General features: G+C 67.4%; 9 protein-coding genes. 4 read left to right on the forward strand and 5 right to left on the reverse strand.

Annotated features, from left to right (window positions below):
- Positions 1–143: 143 nt before the first annotated feature.
- Positions 144–2,264 carry a VWA domain-containing protein gene (locus Q9Q40_00630; GenBank protein MDQ7005715.1) on the forward strand — a complete coding sequence of 707 codons (2,121 nt, stop codon included), beginning with the start codon at positions 144–146 and terminating at the stop codon, positions 2,262–2,264.
- Between the two features lie 294 nt (positions 2,265–2,558).
- On the forward strand, positions 2,559–2,921 hold the full coding sequence (locus Q9Q40_00635; protein ID MDQ7005716.1) for a hypothetical protein: 363 nt from the start codon (positions 2,559–2,561) through the stop codon (positions 2,919–2,921).
- A 768-nt stretch (positions 2,922–3,689) separates the two neighbouring features.
- On the opposite strand, the gene Q9Q40_00640 is transcribed toward Q9Q40_00635, so the two are convergent.
- From Q9Q40_00640 to Q9Q40_00650, 3 genes are all read right to left on the reverse strand, one after another.
- On the reverse strand, positions 3,690–7,142 hold the full coding sequence (locus tag Q9Q40_00640; GenBank protein MDQ7005717.1) for a carboxypeptidase regulatory-like domain-containing protein: 3,453 nt from the start codon (positions 7,140–7,142) through the stop codon (positions 3,690–3,692).
- 404 nt (positions 7,143–7,546) lie between these two features.
- The gene (locus tag Q9Q40_00645) at positions 7,547–9,370 is read right to left on the reverse strand and encodes an O-antigen ligase family protein (protein MDQ7005718.1); all 1,824 of its coding nucleotides are present in this window, start codon (positions 9,368–9,370) and stop codon (positions 7,547–7,549) included.
- A gap of 96 nt (positions 9,371–9,466) precedes the next feature.
- Positions 9,467–11,296, reverse strand: coding sequence for a protein kinase (locus Q9Q40_00650; protein MDQ7005719.1), 1,830 nt, complete (start codon positions 11,294–11,296; stop codon positions 9,467–9,469).
- Between the two features lie 64 nt (positions 11,297–11,360).
- On the opposite strand from Q9Q40_00650, the gene pyk reads away from it, so the two are divergent.
- Positions 11,361–12,782: a pyruvate kinase gene (gene pyk / locus Q9Q40_00655; GenBank protein ID MDQ7005720.1), complete on the forward strand. Its 1,422-nt coding sequence runs from the start codon at positions 11,361–11,363 to the stop codon at positions 12,780–12,782.
- A gap of 309 nt (positions 12,783–13,091) precedes the next feature.
- On the opposite strand, the gene Q9Q40_00660 is transcribed toward pyk, so the two are convergent.
- A complete protein-coding gene (locus Q9Q40_00660) occupies positions 13,092–16,376 on the reverse strand; it encodes a UvrD-helicase domain-containing protein (protein ID MDQ7005721.1) in 3,285 nt (1,094 codons plus the stop codon).
- A 118-nt stretch (positions 16,377–16,494) separates the two neighbouring features.
- Here Q9Q40_00660 and Q9Q40_00665 point away from each other — a divergent pair, with 118 nt between their 5' ends.
- Positions 16,495–16,917, forward strand: a complete 423-nt coding sequence (locus Q9Q40_00665; protein ID MDQ7005722.1) for a hypothetical protein — start codon at positions 16,495–16,497, stop codon at positions 16,915–16,917.
- A 42-nt stretch (positions 16,918–16,959) separates the two neighbouring features.
- Here the strand turns inward: Q9Q40_00665 and Q9Q40_00670 are convergent, their stop codons facing one another.
- Positions 16,960–17,616: a hypothetical protein gene (locus Q9Q40_00670; protein MDQ7005723.1), complete on the reverse strand. Its 657-nt coding sequence runs from the start codon at positions 17,614–17,616 to the stop codon at positions 16,960–16,962.
- Positions 17,617–17,645: the final 29 nt, after the last annotated feature.

The raw sequence follows: 17,645 nt of genomic DNA on the forward strand, positions 1-17,645 counted from the left end.
ACAGACTACTACGCAGGTGGGCTTTTCTTGGTAGCGCCGGCTTGCTCGCCATAGGAGCCCTGTTTCTTACCCTGACTCTAACCTGGGCTGAAACTCCGCCCCCAAGCGAGGAGAATCCAGCGACATCCACGAAGGTTGAAACCGTGGATGTCCAGCTGGCCATGCTCGAGGTCGTAGTGGTCGACCGCAAGGGCCGTCACGTGCGCGGTCTGCCCCCGTCAGCCTTTCACCTCAAGGAGGGACGACGCGAAGTCCCGATCATTACTTTTGACGAAATCACTCTGAACCAGGAACCCGGCACGGCATCACCGAACCTCCCGGAGATTTCAGGGGCTTCAGGCGAGCCGCAAACTCCCGCCAGCCAACCGGAGCGGCCGGACGGCGTACCCTCCCCGGCGGCGGCTCCGACGGGCCCGGTCTCCGCCGGCCAGGCGGCACGTGCCCGCAAGGAGGGCAAACGTTGGTTCGTGCTCCTCTTCGACGGCTATTTCAATCCGTCGGCCCTGGCTATTTCCCAGGCCCGCCGCGCCGCCAAAAAGTGGCTCAAGGAAACCCTCCGCGAAGGTGACCAGGTCGCGGTCTACCAGCTCCTCCCTCATCTATCGACGGTGCAATCCTTCACCTCCCGCCGCAAACTTCTGAACGAGGCGATCGACTCGATTCGAATCATGCCGGGATCCAGCATGGGCCAGGAGATGATCCGCCAGCGCCTGGAGCAGACCCAGGCCCTACCCCGGGACTTTCGGGAACAGCAAATTCGCAACGCGGGCAGTTTCGGCTCGCAACTCGACCGTTCAGAGAGAGACAACTTCTACGTCAGCCTGACGAGCCTCGGCCAGGCTCTCGGACCGTTGGCGGGAACCAAGGCGGTCGTTCTTTTCTCCGGCGGTTTTCCCATCACACGCTCGTGGGACACCAACTCCACCGGCGGCCTGACCCGGCGGTTCAAGCGCATGATGGAGGTCCTCGAATACTACGGGGTTCGCGTCTATTCGTTCGATGTCGGTGAAGAAAACACCTTTACAGGGGCCGAACAGGCCAGGAATATCCGCCAGATGGTGGACAACCTGGGCCTGGGCACCGAATGGCTCGACTCGCTCCAGGTCGGCGCCCAGATCGACTCCGCCATATCCCACCAGGAAGTTCTTGCCATCCTGGGCAACGAGACCGGCGGTCGCTTCATTCGCGGAAAGAACTACCTCCGTGGCCTGCAGCAGGTTACCGAAGACCTCTCGCACTACTACCTGATCGGCTACCGACCCGTCGATCTGGTACGAGCCGGACGCTATGTCAGGCTCCGCGCAAGCGTGGACGGGAAGGGCCTCAAGGTCATTGCTCGTCGAGGCCGCTTTGCGTCCGGACCGCCAGAATTCGCACCCGAGAATTCCGCCACTAAAGCCGTCGAGCTGGCAGGGCCGCCCTTCGAGATCAGTTGCCGGCCGCAGGTCTTCCCTCTGCCAGGGGACAAGTCCTTGCTGGTTCTACCCGTTCATCTGGGCGACCTGGACCCTCTGACGGTAAGCGGGGATTTCCCCGAACGACTCGAACTCCGCATGCGGACCCGAGCTCTGATTGCGGACGTCCCTATCGAGGAAAGCCGGAGGGATATCTCGATCCCCCTCTCCCCGGAGCTTGAGAGTCGTCTCGCCTCCGGTTTCGCTCTGCGTGAAGCGCTCGTCCTGTCTGCGGCCTCCTACGACGTGGAGATTGTCATCCAGGCGCCCGGATTGCGGCGCATGGGGCGCTGGAAGAAATCTGTCGCTGTTCGCAGTACCGATCTCAACACCTTCTCCCTCACTGATCTCACCCTGCTCTCCCCGGCGGACCGTTCAGCGACGGTCTTCGATGTCTTCCTGCAGCAACAGCCGATCCCGGGTAACAATCCCTCCGGCCCCCTTCCCGACCCGCTGGGAAACGCCGCGGGGCGCCCGCCGGTGAACACCGACGGGCGGGTCGACCCCACAACACCGCTCCTGGTCCAGATCGGCGTCATCAAACCACCTCCCCAGGTGCACCCGGAACAGCCACCGCTGGAGCTGACGTGGCAAGTGGTTCGCGATGATGGAGAGGTCATCGACCTGGCCGTCGAGTACCGGCGTCTCGAGTTCGCGCCCGATGGCAGCTATCTCGACCTCGTCGCCAAACTCGACCTCAGCGGCGTTGGTCCCGGTAGCCACACTCTTCGCCTGACCGCCACTCGCATCGCCACAAACACCATACGCCAACGCGAAGCGAAATTGTTCGTGGCGAGCGGTGTCAACTAGGAGCGAGCCACGCCGGCAAGGCGAGAAAGGTGCCGACTCCACGCCATCGTGCGCTCGCGGGAGCGCACCAAAGCCAACCTGACCCACCCGGCAATCCAAACCGGACCCACCGGGGGCGGAGTGAAGCCTTCCAGAGTGAGCCTGGCCCCCGACACACTCTGGTGTCCGGACCGACCGGGGAGGAGAGTCGACCGGGATTTCGGTGGCGTAATCAGGGGTTTTTCCCGGCTTCTTCCTCCGGCCAGCATCCCTCAGGCGGTAGCTTTCGCCCTTCATTTCCAGGATCCGGGCCCGATGGGTCAGACGATCGGGCAGGGCCACAGCCAACCGTCCGCTCTTGAACACTGGGGCCCAATCGAAAAACGGCAGATTGGCATTGACGATCACACGGCTCTGTTCATGGTGCGCGCTGAAGGCCTGAAACGACAGATCGGCGGCCCGTTCGGTGAACGGCAGATAGCCCAATTCGTCGACCACCAGAAGATCGAGCGCCCTCAGGCGTTTGATGGCAGGGTGCAGTGGGGGTTGCTCCTGAGCCTCTTCCAGCAGGCTGGCCCGTTCTACTGCCACGCACCCACCGGCTTTGATGACAGGCCGCCACGCCCAGACCGATGCAGACATGGATCTTGCCCGTCCCGCTACCGCCCAGGGCCATGACGTCTTCGCGCCGCTCGATGGAGTCTCCCCGGGCTAGATCCTGCAGCTGCGAGAGGGTGACACCTCCGGGAAGAGTATCGCCGCCCCATTCGGAGAGCAGCTTGACCTGTCGGCAGCAAGCCTCCACCAGGCGCCTTTGGATCCGGTGCATGCGCGCTCCCGCCAGACGCTGCTCGCGAGGCGTACGAAGGGTACGCACCGGCTCCAGAAGCTCTCGAATCCGCGCTTCGATCCTCTCTCTGGCCGGTCGACGACGGGACTGCGTGAGGCGTAAAGGCCTGAAGCTACCCTCTTAGATACCGAAGCACCGTGTTTCGCCGGATCCCGGGCCGGCGAGCAAGAGCCCGCATCGATACCCCTTCCCCATAAAACTGCTCACACTCCCCTACCCGGCTCACCTGGATCACTTCTACCCCCGGTCCGCGTTTGCTCTGCGACAACAGGATTCCGGATGGGGCTCGGCGTCGGCCACCTTGTTCGCCCCCGGGTGGGGCAGGTTTCGTTTGCCGCGGCTACCATCCGCCTGGTCCGCGCCAAGAGGGCTCCATCAAAGGAGGGTCCAGCTTCATTCGGCCGGAAAAGGCTCATCCGCGCTGGCCCATCCATATCTCGGTATCTCGACGCCTCCGGTACCTTTTGCTCCCCCTGCTCGATTCTGCCGAGAGGGCGTGGCTCGGCCTTGCAACACAGCGCCCACGTGCCGACCCACGAAAAAAGGGGGAGAGGCTTGTAGCCTCTCCCCCGCGGATCAAACGGTGAGGATATCGACTACCAGTGGTAGCGGACGCCCAAACGATACTGGCGCGGGGCCTGGTAAGAGGTGGGCTTGAGGTAGTTGGGGTTGGGCGTTCCGGGACGGAGTTCGACCCGGTTATCGAAGCCCAGCCATTCGGTGTCGCTGAAGAAGTTGAAGATATCGAGGAGGGCCGTCAGCTTGCCATTGCCCAGATCAAAGTCGTAGGACAGGTGCACGTCGAAGCTGTAGGTCCAGGGGTTCCGACCGAAGTAGTCACGCTTGACAACATCGTAGGACCACAGGCGCGGACCGCTCGCGTAAAGGATGTTGGTATCGGCGATGCCGTCACGGTTGACATCCTGGTCGGCGAAAGTCGACTGGGTAGCATCAGTGTCGAGGAAGACGCCGAAGCCATCGATGTCATTGTCGACGACACCATCGCCATCACTGTCCGTTGTCGGGTCGAAATCGGCAAGAACCAACCACCAGTAAGTGGGGTTCACACCCGGGATCTCACCGGAATTCCGGTAGGTCGGATGAGCGAAGAGGGGGAACCGCGGCTGCCCTGATTGCAGGGTCATCCGAACGCCGAGATTGAGGCCGTTGTCGAAATCCTTCGACACGAAAGCGTTGACGATGTGGCGACGGTCGGTGTTAAGGGGCCCGTTGGTGTACTGACCGGCCAATGTCCCACTAACCACCGTACTGCCGTCAGGAAGCAGCGAGGCTGCCGGAAGATCGAAGAGTGAGGTGATGAAGGGGTCGGACTGACCGTTGTCGTTCCTGAAAGACCCCTCGTAGTTTCCACGCAGACGACCGAGGCGATAATTGGCGTAGACCATCCAACTGTTGTGGAAACGGCGCTGGAAGATCAATTCGAGTGCCTTGTAATCGCGCACCGGGCTGGGGAAGAGAGCCTGGTTCACATTCGTGCCGGGATTGGCCAGCACATAAGCTCCGAACGAGGAGGAGCCGTGGCCCGGGAAGATCTCGCCCATGGGCGTAAGAGGGCCAAAGAACTGGTTCCAGATCTGCTCGTTGGAGGCGAACTGAACATCCTCGAGAACGCGGCCCAGTTCGCGGTCGATATAGCGAGCTTCAAAGGAGGTGTAGTCGTTGATCTCCCAGGCATACCCGACCAGCCACTCCTTGGTGTAGGGCAGCTTGCTGGGCTCGCCGTTGGTGGCGTCGCTGAAGTTGAGGCCGATGCCTTCGATGAAGTCACGGGTCTGCTGGGAACCGTCGAGAATCACACCGGGCTCGGCGCCAGTACCCTGGGGCAGGTGGCAACCCACAATAGTGCCATCGGCAAGGGCACAGGTGCTGTTGAACACCGGCATAGTCAGGTCGGCATCGAAGAACTCTTCGTTCTCGAGGCCAACCTCGTTCGAAAACTGTCGCACGGCCAGGTCGCTCGGAACGCGCTGGTAGTACTCACCGTAATTTCCGTAGATCTTGTGCCGGCCATCGCCGCGAACGTCCCAGGTGATACCGAAACGGGGCGCGATCTCGCTATCGAAGGTGTAGTGCTTGGGGCTGTAGGTGGTCGAGCCAGCGGCCATCACACCGCCGATCAGAGAAACAGGCAGGGTGTAGTTGCCGGAGCCGGTAAGCTCCTGCTCGGTCCAACGAAGACCACCCTTGACCGTCAAGTTGGGCGTGACATCCCAGGTCGCCTGGACGAATGCGTTGCGCTCTTTGGCGTTGGTGAACTCGCCGATCGGACCGAAGCCCGTACGGGTGACGTTGTAGGTGTCGGCCGTGCCATCACCGTCGGAATCGAAGAAGTCGAGGGAAGCTCCGGTACCGGAAGTCAGACGGAGATAACTGGAGTCGTTCAGACCACCGTCTCCAGCGATTTCCGTCGTGTCACCGGTGCCGTCACCATCCGTATCAACGAGATTTCCCGTCAGACGAGGCAGCCAGGCTTCGTAGGTCGGCCCGCTGTACTGGCGGGGCTGACGCCAGTCGATGTCGTCCATCTGGTAGCCGTACTTGATCTCGACCGGCCCAATCACGTTGGTGAACTTGATCGAGAACTGATCCGTCTTGTCTTCAAGGTCCTCGAAGAAGCCCGCGCCGCCGCTCGTATTGTTTTCAACGGTATTGAAAATCGAGCGGAAAGTGGTGCCGGGGCCGACTTCCTTGAAGGTATTGCGCTTGTGCGCGAACTGCACTTCGGTGAAGAAGTTCGGACTCCACACGCCGTGGTACTTGAGGGAGTACTGATCGCCGCCCCAGTCGAGGCCCGTAGCGCTGGCGGACGCGTTCGGGTTGGCCGCGGGATCGGCCAGGACACGCAGGAAGGAGGTCGGCGCCTGGGGGCCGACGTCACCGTCGGAGGGATCACCGAAGAACGTCGCCTCGAAGCGGTGGTTCGGAGTCAGGAAGTAGGCAAGCTTGCCGGCATAGTTGTCGATCGTACGGGTACGGGTCACCGAACCCGGAACCCGGCCGCCCTGAATCGTCTGACCGACACCGAAATACTCTTCCGTGCCGTCGTTGTTCAGGTCGTAACCGACCGTGGAATCACCGCTCACGAGCCGGAAATCAGACTCGGTCTTCACGGGGTTGTAAGCCAGGAAGTAGAACAGCCTGTCCTTGATGATCGGGCCGCCGGAGGCAATCGCCAAATCCCGTCGGCTGGTCTCGATGCGGTTGGCGACATTGGGCGTCAGCTCCACGGTCCGCCGGCCACCCTCGAGGGATCCGACCTGCTCGTACCAGGCCGCATCCACCGTGAACTCGTTGGTGCCGCTCTTCACCACGGAGTTGACCACACCACCACCGGCCTGGCCGAACTCGGCCTCGAAGCCACCGGTCTTGACCTGGACCTCTTCGAGGAACTCGTAGGTCACACCGGTACCCAGCGAGCCGTAGACGATGGAGTAGGCACCGAGAGCCCCGTAGCCGCTGTTGGTGATGTTGACGCCGTCGACGAAGTAGGCGTTCTCGAGACCCGAGGAGCCGCTGATCGAGGCGTTGGCCGTACCCGTCCCGCCGCCGTCAGCCACGCCGGGAGAAATCGCCACGGTGGCCTGCAGGCTGCGGCCGAGGGGCACGTAGGGCGCGAAGCTGTCGATCTTTACCGACTGGCCCGTGGTGGTGCTCTTCATGTCGACCATCGGTGCTTCGGAGGTGACGGTGATCTCCTGCTTGATGCCCTTCGGGAGCGAGAAGGGAAGCTGGGTCCGGCGGCTGATGTACACCACCACGCCGCTCTGGATGATCGTCGAGTAGCCGTCGGCCTCCGCCTTGACGTTGTAGGTCCCGGGCAGCAGGCCCCGGAAAACGAAATATCCCTTGTCGTTGGTGACCTGGGTCTGGGCCCCCTGGGGTCCGACAGCCGTCACGACCGCGCCAGCTACCGGCGCGCCGTCCTCTCCGGCCACGAATCCCTCGAGGGTTCCGGTGGTCAGCCCCTGGGCGAACACGGCCCCGGTGGCTAGAACGAAGATTGCTGCGAGAAGAAGAAACTTCCGCATTGACACCTCCCCGGTTTGTGGGCCCCTTCCAGGTGGGAATCGGCTCCCGCGATTCACGACTGTCGGCGCCCGTACCTTAGGTTTTGGGTTTACCTGGTAACTCCAAGTTCTTTACAAGTTTGGCTCTTTACAAGTTTGTCGCCGCCGTTCGGCACAAACCAATCCATTACGAACCAGTGTCTTGCTAGCAGGATTCGCGCCAACTCGGGCGCTTTCCGGGATTTTCACAACTTGTTTATGAGGAACAACTTAGCCGGAAGGCAGGGATCGCGGGGGCGCTCGGCCGTTCAATAGTTTGAACGGCTCCGTATTCTTGAACAACGTGCTCCGAAAAAACCCGGCCAAACCGGCCCACCAGGGGCGACAAAAAGGCGCAAGAGGCAAAGACGCGCCCCACCACCGCCTCAGTCGTAAACTCCGAGACCCCCGCAAAATGCGCGAGCCGCAGGGCCCGCACCCACGGCCAACGCCCTCCGGCAAGCGTCCCGGGCGGGTTCCGGGCGGCCCTGCCGGTCGAGAGTCATCGCCAGGCCCAGCCAGGCCCGCCCCAGATCCGGCTTCAACGCGAGGGCGTGACGGTAGGCGGCCTCGGCCTGGTCGAGGCGCCCGGCCTTGATGCGGCGCGCCCCGGTGTCGAGCAGCAGCTCCAGCCGGTGCGGGAAGGCCGCCAGGGCGGGCTCGAGAAAAGCCAGCGAAGCCTCGGGGTTCTTCTCACAGGTCCAGATCACCACGGCGCTCCGTCCCCGGTGGTCGCGATGGCAGCTCGCGGCCCAGGCTTGCCGGGCCTGTTCCAGCGCCTCGGCGCAGCGGCCCTGCCCCGCGGCGGCGGCGGCCCGGGCCAGGTGCCGCCTTGCGCGGTAGTCCCGGCCAGCCGCCCAGGTGCCCGCCACCGCGAGCAGGAGCAACAGGACGGGAACCACCGGCGCCCAGCGGGCGCCCGCCCTGCCCGGGCGCGGCCGGGCGCCCCCCTCCGGGCGCAACGCGGAGCCCGCCACGATCCAGAACAGTGCCGCCGTCGCGGGAGCATGGAGAGGAAAGCTGACCTGGGCGTGCACCACCACCGCGCCCAGCCCCGCCAGCCGGAGGCCGGCGCCCGCGTCACCCGACCCGGCCCGCCGCCCCAGGCGCCAGAGCGCCGCTCCCACCAGCAAGACCAGCAGGCCGACCCCCGGCACCCCGAGTTCCGCCGCGAACTCCAGCACCTCGTTGTGGGCGTGGCGGGGTTGCCGCCGGAGCCCGAACCCCGGCGTCGGTTCGACTCGCCGCTGGAAGAGCGGATAGACCACGTTCCAGCGTCCCGCGCCGACACCCAACCAGGGATGCTCGCGGATCATCGCACCCGTGTTGACCCACAGCGCCCGCCGCGTCTCCATCGTGCCCCCGGCGACGGGCTCGAGGGTCATTTCCACCACGCGCCCCACGGCGGGAAGCGGGTGCTTGCCGGCCACCGGCACCATGGCGGCCACGACCCCGCACGCGGCGAGCAGGGCGGCGGGAGCGAGCAGGGGCCGCAACGCCGCCCCCGGCCCCTCGCGTCGTATGCGCCCCGCCATCACGAGCCCCAGGGCCAGCCCCCAACCGACGACGGCCGCGACCCAGCCCCCTCGACTGCGAGTGGCGACGAGGAACATCACACCCAGGCCGGCACAGGCCAGTGACAGCCACCGGCGCCGCCACCGGTGGGCGGGAACCACCGCCGCGGAGAGAGCCAGTGGGACCAGGATCACCAGCGCCTGCGCTGCCACGTTGCGGTTGAACCACGGCCCCGCCGGTGGAGCGATCAGCGGCCCGGGGCCCGACCAGCCGAGCCAGGCCTGGGCCAGGCCCCAAAGACCCGCCGGCACCAGCGCCATCGCACAGCCCCCGGCGAGCGCGCGATCCACACCCGCATCGGACCCATCCTCGGAGGCCGTCGCGCCGGCCAGCAGCAGCAGCAGCCACGAGGCGACCGACTGCCAGCCATCGAAAAAAACGCTGCAACGTTCCGCCCCGGGGGCCAGCAGGGCGCCGACGACCGTGATGGCCAGTAGCACCAGCACGGCGCCCGCCACCGCCGGCGGGAGGGAGGCCCCTCTCCCGATCTTGCGACAGCGCAGGGCCACCAGGGCGACCATCGCCGAAACCAGGACCAGGCGAAACCCCCGGCCCGGCTCCAGCAGGTCGGGCGAAAAACCCACCTGGAGCAGAAAGACGGCCGCCAGCCAAACCCATGCTTCCCGGTTTACCAACCGCCGTCTCCCTCTACCGATACCCTGCCCCCCGTTTCAGGCCGGCCGCATCATGCTACGAAGGGTGGCGGGCGGAAACCACCGCCCACCGGGCGATCAGCGCAGGAAGCGGAAAGCGATCTCCGCCAGCCACTGCTGGGTGAAAGAGCGATCGAGCAGCCAGGCCAGCAGCAACCCCGCCAGGCCCAAGACACCGGGCAGATGGGACGCTACGCCCGCCTTCGGGCTTTCCTCCACCACGGGACTCTCCACCTGGCCGGCATCCGGCTCCGGCTCGTCCCCCCCTTCCGGCTCGGAATGCTCGAGCATGCCCTCGAGCTGTTGGGCCACGAGAGCCGCGGAGACATCCCGCCGGCCCGCAGGCGCCAGGAGTCGGCAGAGCAGATCGCGCATCGCCTGGGGAATCTCGTCGCGCCGCCGCGAGTCGGCGAAGAGCTGGTCCGGCGACTCCGGCACGGGCGTGGCGTAAAGCATCTCGTAGAGCACGGCGCCCAGGGCGTAGACATCCGCGGCGGGGGAGCGGCCCCCCTCGGGAGCCGCGTACCAGTTGCGCTTGCCCGGTTCTCCGCGGTAGTGCTCGGGCAGACCGAAGTCGGTGACACGAATCCGGCCCTGCTCGTCGAAGAGGATGTTCGACGGCCTGAGGTTGCCGTGGGCGATCCCCGCCTGGTGCGCGCAGGCCAGGGCGAGCGCCACGTCCCGGCCGATGGCCGCGGCTTCCTTCCACGGGTGGGGCTTGACCAGGCGCTCGCGCAGGTCGCCGCCGGGCATGTGCTCCATCAGCATGATGAAGGCGTCTTCCCGCTCACCCACCGCGAGAATCCTGATGATGTTGGGATGCTCGATGCGAATCAGGCTGCGGACCGTGCGCAGGGCTTCGGGATCCTTGAGGTAGCGCTTGACGACGATCCGCTCACCATCGGCGCCCCCCTTGCGCACGAGGTAGACCGATCGCCTTTCGTCCTGGCGAATGACGTCCAGCAGCTCGAAGCGACCCGCCGCACCCAGGGCGCTGGCCGCTCCCCGCCGCACCCGGTCGTCGATGTGCCGTCCCTCGAGGGCGTTGACCAGTGCCTCGCGAAAGGCCCCCGCGTCCGGGTAGCGCCGGCCGGGGGAGGCCGCCAGGGCCTTCTCCACGATGGGCACCAGGCGATCGGGAATCATGGTTCCCGGAGCGCGCCGCCCCGGCCCGGGAGGCAACTTGCCCGTCAAGATGCGATGCAGGATCACGCCAAGGGAGTAGACATCGGCCTCGGGGCCCACGTCATCGAAACTCACGCGCTGTTCGGGAGCCATGAAGGCCCGGGTGCCGAGGGCCGTGCGACGCCCGCCTTCGGTCTCGTCCTCCCCTTCGCCCCCCGCCGCGGCCTTCACCGCCGCGATACCGAAGTCTGAGAGTTTCACCTGACCGGTGCGCGAGACGAGAATATTCGCCGGCTTGACATCGCGATGCACCACGCCGTTTCGGTGGGCGTAGGCCAGTCCCCGCGTGGCCTGCAGCAGGATCGAAAGCGCCCGGTCGCGAGAGACGGTGCTGCGCGAAAGCATGTCCTGCAGGGTCCGCCCCTCGATATACTCCATGACGAAGTAGGGGCCCTGGGGAGAGGCCCCGCGGTCGATCACCTGCACCACGTTGGCGTGGTTGAGGCGCGCGAGAACCCGCGCCTCCTGCTCGAAGAGCTGGACCATCTGCTCCTGGCCCAGCAACTCCTCCCGCAAGATCTTGACTGCGACCTTGCGCCCCAGGGAGGTCTGCTCCGCTTCCCAGACCTCGGCGAATCCGCCTTTGGCCAGCACCTTGACCATGCGCAGGCCGGGGATCAGGTCCTCTCCGTCGGCAATCCCCTGTTTCTTCTCTGTCCAGACAGATTCAGCCATCCGCGCTCCCAGTTCCTTATCGACCGGCAGGCGCAGGGTCTTGAGCATCCCTTCGCTCTCGCCTATGTTCTGGTTCGTCCGGCCGCGCCGCCGACGACGGGGAGCCCCTCGCATGCCCACCGAACACCGCCGCACACGTATCGTCGCCACACTCGGTCCGGCTTCCTCCGACGGCCGCACCATCGCCCGCCTGATCCGGGCGGGCGTCGACGTGGCCCGACTCAACATGAGCCATGGCGATCACGGCTCCCACGGAGCGCTGATCCGCGAGATCCGGCGCCAGGCCCGCCGACTGGGACGTCCCGTGGGCATCATGGCCGACCTCCAGGGCCCCAAGGTGCGTCTCGGCCGCTTCGACGGACCGGTCACCCTGCGGCGCGGGGCGGTGCTGACCCTCACCACCCGGACCCGAGAGACGAACCCCGCCAAGCTGATCCTCCCCGTGGACTACCGGCACCTGCCCGAAGAGACGGCCGAGGGGCACGAGATCCTGCTGGCCGACGGGGCGGTGCGCCTCCAGGTGAACCGGGTCCACGGCCATCGGGTCTCTTGCACCGTGCTCGAAGGCCGCACCCTGCTGCCGCGGGCGGGTTTTTCTCTGCCCCAGGCCACCGCCGTCCGCTCGCCCCTGACCACCAAGGACCGGAGGGACCTGGCCTTCGCCATCGAGTCCGACGTGGATTTCATCGCCCTGTCCTTCGTCCGGCGGGCGGAAGACGTGGCCGAAGCGCAGAAGCTGATCCGGCGCCGGGGCGGCAGGCAGAAGCTCGTGGCCAAGATCGAAACGGTGCCCGCGGTGCGGAACCTCGACGGGATCATCTCCGGATCCGACGCGGTGATGGTGGCCCGGGGAGACCTGGGGGTGGAGTTGCCCCCCGAACAGGTGCCCATCGAGCAGAAGCGGATCATCGGCGCCTGCAACGCCGCGGGAAAGCCCGTGATCACCGCCACCCAGATGCTCGAGTCCATGCGCTCGACGAGCCGGCCGACCCGTGCGGAAGCCTCCGACGTGGCCAACGCGGTGCTCGACGGCACCTGGGCGGTGATGCTCTCGGCCGAGACCGCCTCGGGGGAATACCCGGTCGAGTCGGTGAAAATGATGGACCGCATCGCCCGGGAGGCCGAGGGCTACTTCAACCTCGTGCCCCGGCGGCGCGGCCCCCAGCTCGCCCTGTCGGTGTCGGAAGGCATCGCCGAAGCCGGGGGCTGGATCGCCTTCGACGTCGGGGCGGTGGCGATCGTCGCGCTGACACGCAGCGGGGCGACGGCCCGCCAGGTGGCCCGTTTCCAGCCCTCCCTGCCGGTCTTCGCCTACACCCCCGATCGGCAGGTGCTGCGGCAAATGACCCTGCTGCGGGGTGTCATCCCCCGCCCCCTGGCGGAGCAGAAGAGCTTTCGCCGCGCGGTACTCAAGGCCGCCGCAGACCTGCGACGCCGCCGTGAGGTCGGCCGCGGAGACCTGATCGTCGTGCTCGGAGGCGACCCCCACGAACCGATGGGAGTGACCAACCGACTCGTGGTCCACCGCTGCTGACGGCCCGTCCCCCAGGCCGCGCCGTCCGCCGGCGCGCTGCTGCTGTGCATGCGCCGCATCCCCTGCCGGCCGCATCTGGCACGACCGGCCGCATCCCGGTAAATCCTATCCCGCAACGTGGCCAGCCCGATGGCGAGGTGGCAGAGGGGGAATGCGCCGGGCTCCGGCAGGATCGTTCGCCTCCCCCCGGGGCGGCGGATCCGGGGACGGGAAAACGGGAACTCGAGGCGAGCGGTACGGACCCTCGTTTCCCCGCCCCCGGCTGCCGGAGCCCGCTTTCTTCGGGCTTGCCGGCCTCGCCCCAGGGCCTCAGACCCGCTCCGCCACGCTCCGCGGCGCACCGACGAAGAGCAGCCAGCTCTCCTTGACCCGGCGGCCGGCCGCCTCGAGCACCTTCCCGTAGAAAGCCACCTGGCGCGCGTGGTGAGCCGCCAGCATCCGTCGCTGCTCGTCGCTCGACCAGGCGTCCGTCTTGTAGTCGACGATCACCAGGCCCTCGGGCTCCTCGAAGGCCAGATCGATCCAGCCCTCGACGAGAATCTCCCGCGGCAGGCCGCCCCCCCCCTCCCGCCGGCGCTCCAGCATCGCCTCGACGGAAGGCGCCACATCGGGTCCCAGGTCGGCGGGATTCCCCTTGAACATCACCGGCCACTCGCACCAGCGGCGATGGCGCCAGGCCCGGGACAACAGTTCCGTCGCCAGGGCACGCCGGGCCAGGGTCGCGATCTTGCGGCATGCGCCCTCGTCGAGGTTCAGGTCCAACCCCACCCGTCTCGCCAGCAGGTCCACCCGGTCGTCGGCGGGAGGAGCCTCGCCTTCGAGAAGCCACTGCAAGAGCCGATGCAGCCCCTTGCCCAGGTCCCGGGCACGGGGATCCCCTCCCCCGCCCCTGGCCACCGGCCCGGGGCTCCCGACGGCGGAGGGCCGGACCACCACCAGGGGACTGCCGCGCTCGAGGGCCTCCGCGCGCTGCCGCCGCCAGCGCTGCCGGGCCGCCTGGGCGGTATCCCGGTCGATGGCTCCCGCCTGACGGTCGGCACTCGCGACGGAGACCGGAGAACCGGTCGCACAGACGACCGCGGGAGGCTCGGGGTCCCGGCCCGCGACCGCCTCGTCCACCCATGCCCGCCAGGTGGGCGACAGCGCCAGCAGTTCCTGCAAGCTGCCCGGCGCCACCTTGACCTCCCGGGAGAAACAGGGCAGGACCAGCCGCTCACAGGCCCGGGTGAGAGCCACGTAGAGCAGGCGCGCACGCTCGGCGCAGGCGAGTTCGGCCTCGGCCCGCGCCAGGGCGTCGTAGTCGCGGCTGACCAGGAAAGAACTGAAACCGGCCTCCACCCGGCGAGTGTGCCGGTCGATCAGCACCGTCTCGCGCCTGCCGCCGCGCCGGTGATGGGTGGCGAAGAGAGCCACCACCCGCCATTCGAGGCCCTTGGCGCCGTGGATCGTCAGCAGGCTGACCCGCGACTCGTCCTCCGCGGCCGGGGATTCGGACTCGCGGGCGGCGTCTTTCTCGGTGCGCTCCCACAGCCAGCGGACGAAGTCCTCCAGCCCGTAGCCGCCCTCCCGCCAGTGGGCCCTGGCCTGGTCGAGGAGCTTGAGCACGTTGGCCGCCGCCCGTCGCCCACCGGGAACCAGCTCGAGGAGGACGAGAAAACGCGTCTCCCGCAGGACTCGTTCCATCAGCTCCGGCGGGGGGATCTCCCCCGCCAGGCGATGCCAGCCGGCCAGGGTGACCAGCGCCTCGTTCACCGCCGCCACCCCTGCCGCGGGCGCGCTCCCCTCGAGCCAGGCCGCGGGACGGAAAGTGCCTCCCTCGGAGCGATGCACGGCCAGGATCTCGTCGGAGAGCGCCAGCAGCCGGCTGCGCAGAGCGCCGACCGCCAGCTCTTCGCTGTCGGGATCGGCGACGGCGCCGAGAACCAGTGCCAGTTCCGCCACCTCCACCCGGTGGAAGAAGTCCTGGGACTTCTCCCGCCGGCAGGGCAGGCCCACCTCGGCCAGGGCCTGCTCGAGGACCCCCACGCGGGTCGAAACCGGAAAGAGCACCGCCATCTCCCGGGCCTCGACGCCCATCTCTTCCCGGGCCCGCAACAGTTCCCGGGCCACCACCCGGGCTTCCTCCCGCGCCACCCCGTCGGCGTCGGAGCAGGCCTCCGCGTCGAGGGGGGCGAGAACCAGCGCCGGACCGGGGGTGACCGGCTCGCCGGGCGACTCGAGAGCCCGCCAGGGAGCCTGTCCGGCAGGCCACTGCTGCGGCGCGAAGATCTCGCCACCCACCCGGTTGACCACGTCCAGCAGCGCCGGGGTGGAGCGGAAGTTGACGGTGATCTCCACCTTGGCGCCCCGATCCTCGAGCCGGCCGACTTCGGTGGAGTAGGTCGTCACGTCGGCGCGCCTGAAGCGGTAGATCGACTGCTTGGGATCGCCGACGAGGAAGAGCGTCGGTGGATCCTCCCCCTCCATCAGCAGGTGAAGGATTTCCACCTGCAGAGGGTCGGTGTCCTGGAACTCGTCGACGAGCAGCGCCCTTATCTGTCGGCGCACCCGGGCGCGCACCTCCCGGTCGCGGGCCAGCAGGTCCCGCGTGAACACCAGCAGGTCGTCATGGGAAAGGCACCCGGCCTCGCGCCGGCGCTCCGCCGCCCAGCCCTGGAAGGCCGCCAGCACCTTGAGCGCGCGTTCGACCAGCGGCGCGAAACGGCGGCGCAGCCGCGCCGGCAATTCCTCGTCACGCCAGACCTTGAACTCCCGCTTGATCGTCCCCAGCTCGCCCTTCCGGCTTCCCCGGTTGACACCCGCCAGGCGGCTGCTGCTCTGTTCGTAGATCGAAAGCAGCCAGCGGGTGCGGGCCTCGGGCGGCAAAACGCCCACCTCGTCCAGCCTGGCCTCGAGGGCCTCCAGCTCTCGCACGAAGCCATCGGTTTCTTCCGCGCCGGCCCGGCGGCAGCGTTCGAGGAAGCCGCGCACGCTCGAGCCCAGGTACTCCCACAGGCCTTCGTCGTCCGCGATCTTGCCGGGCACGGCCGCCGGCCGCGCGTCGGGAAAGGCGGCCACGCGCTGGGCCACCAGGCGCAGGGTGTCGATCTCCACGCCCCAGGAGAGCAGGTCGAGCAGGCTGCCTGCCCGTTGCCCATCTTCCAGCGTCTCGAGCAGCCACTGCTCGAAGGCTTCCGGACCCAGGCGCCGGCCCAGGCCCTCGTCTTCGACGGCGAAGCCCGGATCGACCCCGGCTTCCAGGGGATGGGCGGCGAGAATCCCGCGGCAGAAGGAATGGATCGTCGATACGCGGGCCAGCGACAGCTCCGCCCGGGCGCGACGCAGGTGCCCGGCGGCATCGCCCCGGGCGGCGGCCTGGGCCTGGGCCACCGCCCTTCTCAGGCGCACGCGCAGCTCACCGGCCGCCTTGCGGGTGAAGGTGATGGCCACCAGCTCGGCGGCCCGAAAGCGCCCCGCCGCCAGGCCGTGCACCGCCCGGTCGACGAGCAACGTGGTCTTGCCGGTTCCCGCTCCCGCCTCCACCGCGAGGGCCTCGGCCCAGTCCAGGCGGGCGCGCTCCCGGGCGGCGGCATCGGCAAGGGGCGGGACAGGCATGCTCGGAGCCTCCGGGGCCGGCGGCTGCGCCGGCGCGTTCTTGGGTTCATCATGCCATGCCACCCGATCCGCGACGCCCGGATCGACGCGCGCTCCGTTGAGCTGCCAGGAGACGGCCATGGCTGACCACCCCTTCGCCCGCGAATTCGTGGCCCTGCTGGGCGCCACCCAGCAGGCCTACGAGAAGCGGCAACTCGACACCTACCTGGCGGGCTTCGCGCCGGAGTACCGCTCGGTGATCCTCGGCACACCGGGCCAGGAAGATTTCACGGGCCTGCGGAAGAAGATCGCCCGAGACCTCGAGCGCTTCGATCTGCTCGAAATGCGCTTCACCCTGCTCGATGAGTGGTACGCGGGCGAGACCGGCTTCGCTCATCTGCAATACCGCACCCGCCTGCGGGACGAGCACGGCCGGGAGATCATCGACCAGCGCCGCAACATCATCGTCGGCCGGCACCTGGGAGACGGGCGGTGGCAGATCCTGAGCAAGATCGTCGTCGAAGCGCACACCGAGGTTCTCGAACGACGACCCCACGGCTAGCCACCCGCCCGAAAAAACCGCTTTCGCGCGCGGGGCCGCCTCTCACACCCGGCGCAGGATCTTCCCGTAGCTCATGCGGCGATAGGTGGCCAGCAGAACCTTCGTCGTCGGCACGGGAAGATCCAGCGGAATCTTGATCCAGGCGCCGGGATCGCCGACGGGAGGCGGCACCTTCGCCGCGAAGAGTTCCGACCACAGGCGAACGGGAGCATTATAGAAAACCTCTCCGGGCACACCGAACCGGTTGACCCAGCCGGCCAGGCGCTGGTTGATCTCGACCAGCATGGCGCGGGCGTTGCGCAACCGGAGCCGTGAGCCCAGGCGCGATTTTCCCCGCGTCCGGAGGTAGAGCGGCTGGGCCCGGCCACGCCCCCGCACCACGTACTTCTTCAAGCTCTTGGTGACGACCGTCTCCCCTGCCGAGAAAACGCCCAGGGCCGCCGCTCCCGCCTGGAGCAGGACAACATGTTGCAAAGGCGGTGCCTCGGGCAGACCGGCGAGATACGACTGCATGTCGGTCACGCCCCGCGGGACGGGAAACACCAGCGGCGGGACAACCACCAGGCCGCACGGCGCAGAGAAACGACCCCGGTCGTCGAGAGTCAACCCGTCGCGCCCGGCAAGTTCCTCGAGTGCCGGCCGGGTCTGGTCCCAGAAGAAGGTCGCCACCGTTCGCTCGACCACGGCCCGAACTCTCATCGCCAGCCGCTCGGCCCGCCGCCGGACGG

The sequence above is a fragment of the Acidobacteriota bacterium genome (assembly GCA_030949985.1).
Lineage (GTDB): Bacteria > Acidobacteriota > Polarisedimenticolia > J045 > J045 > JALTMS01.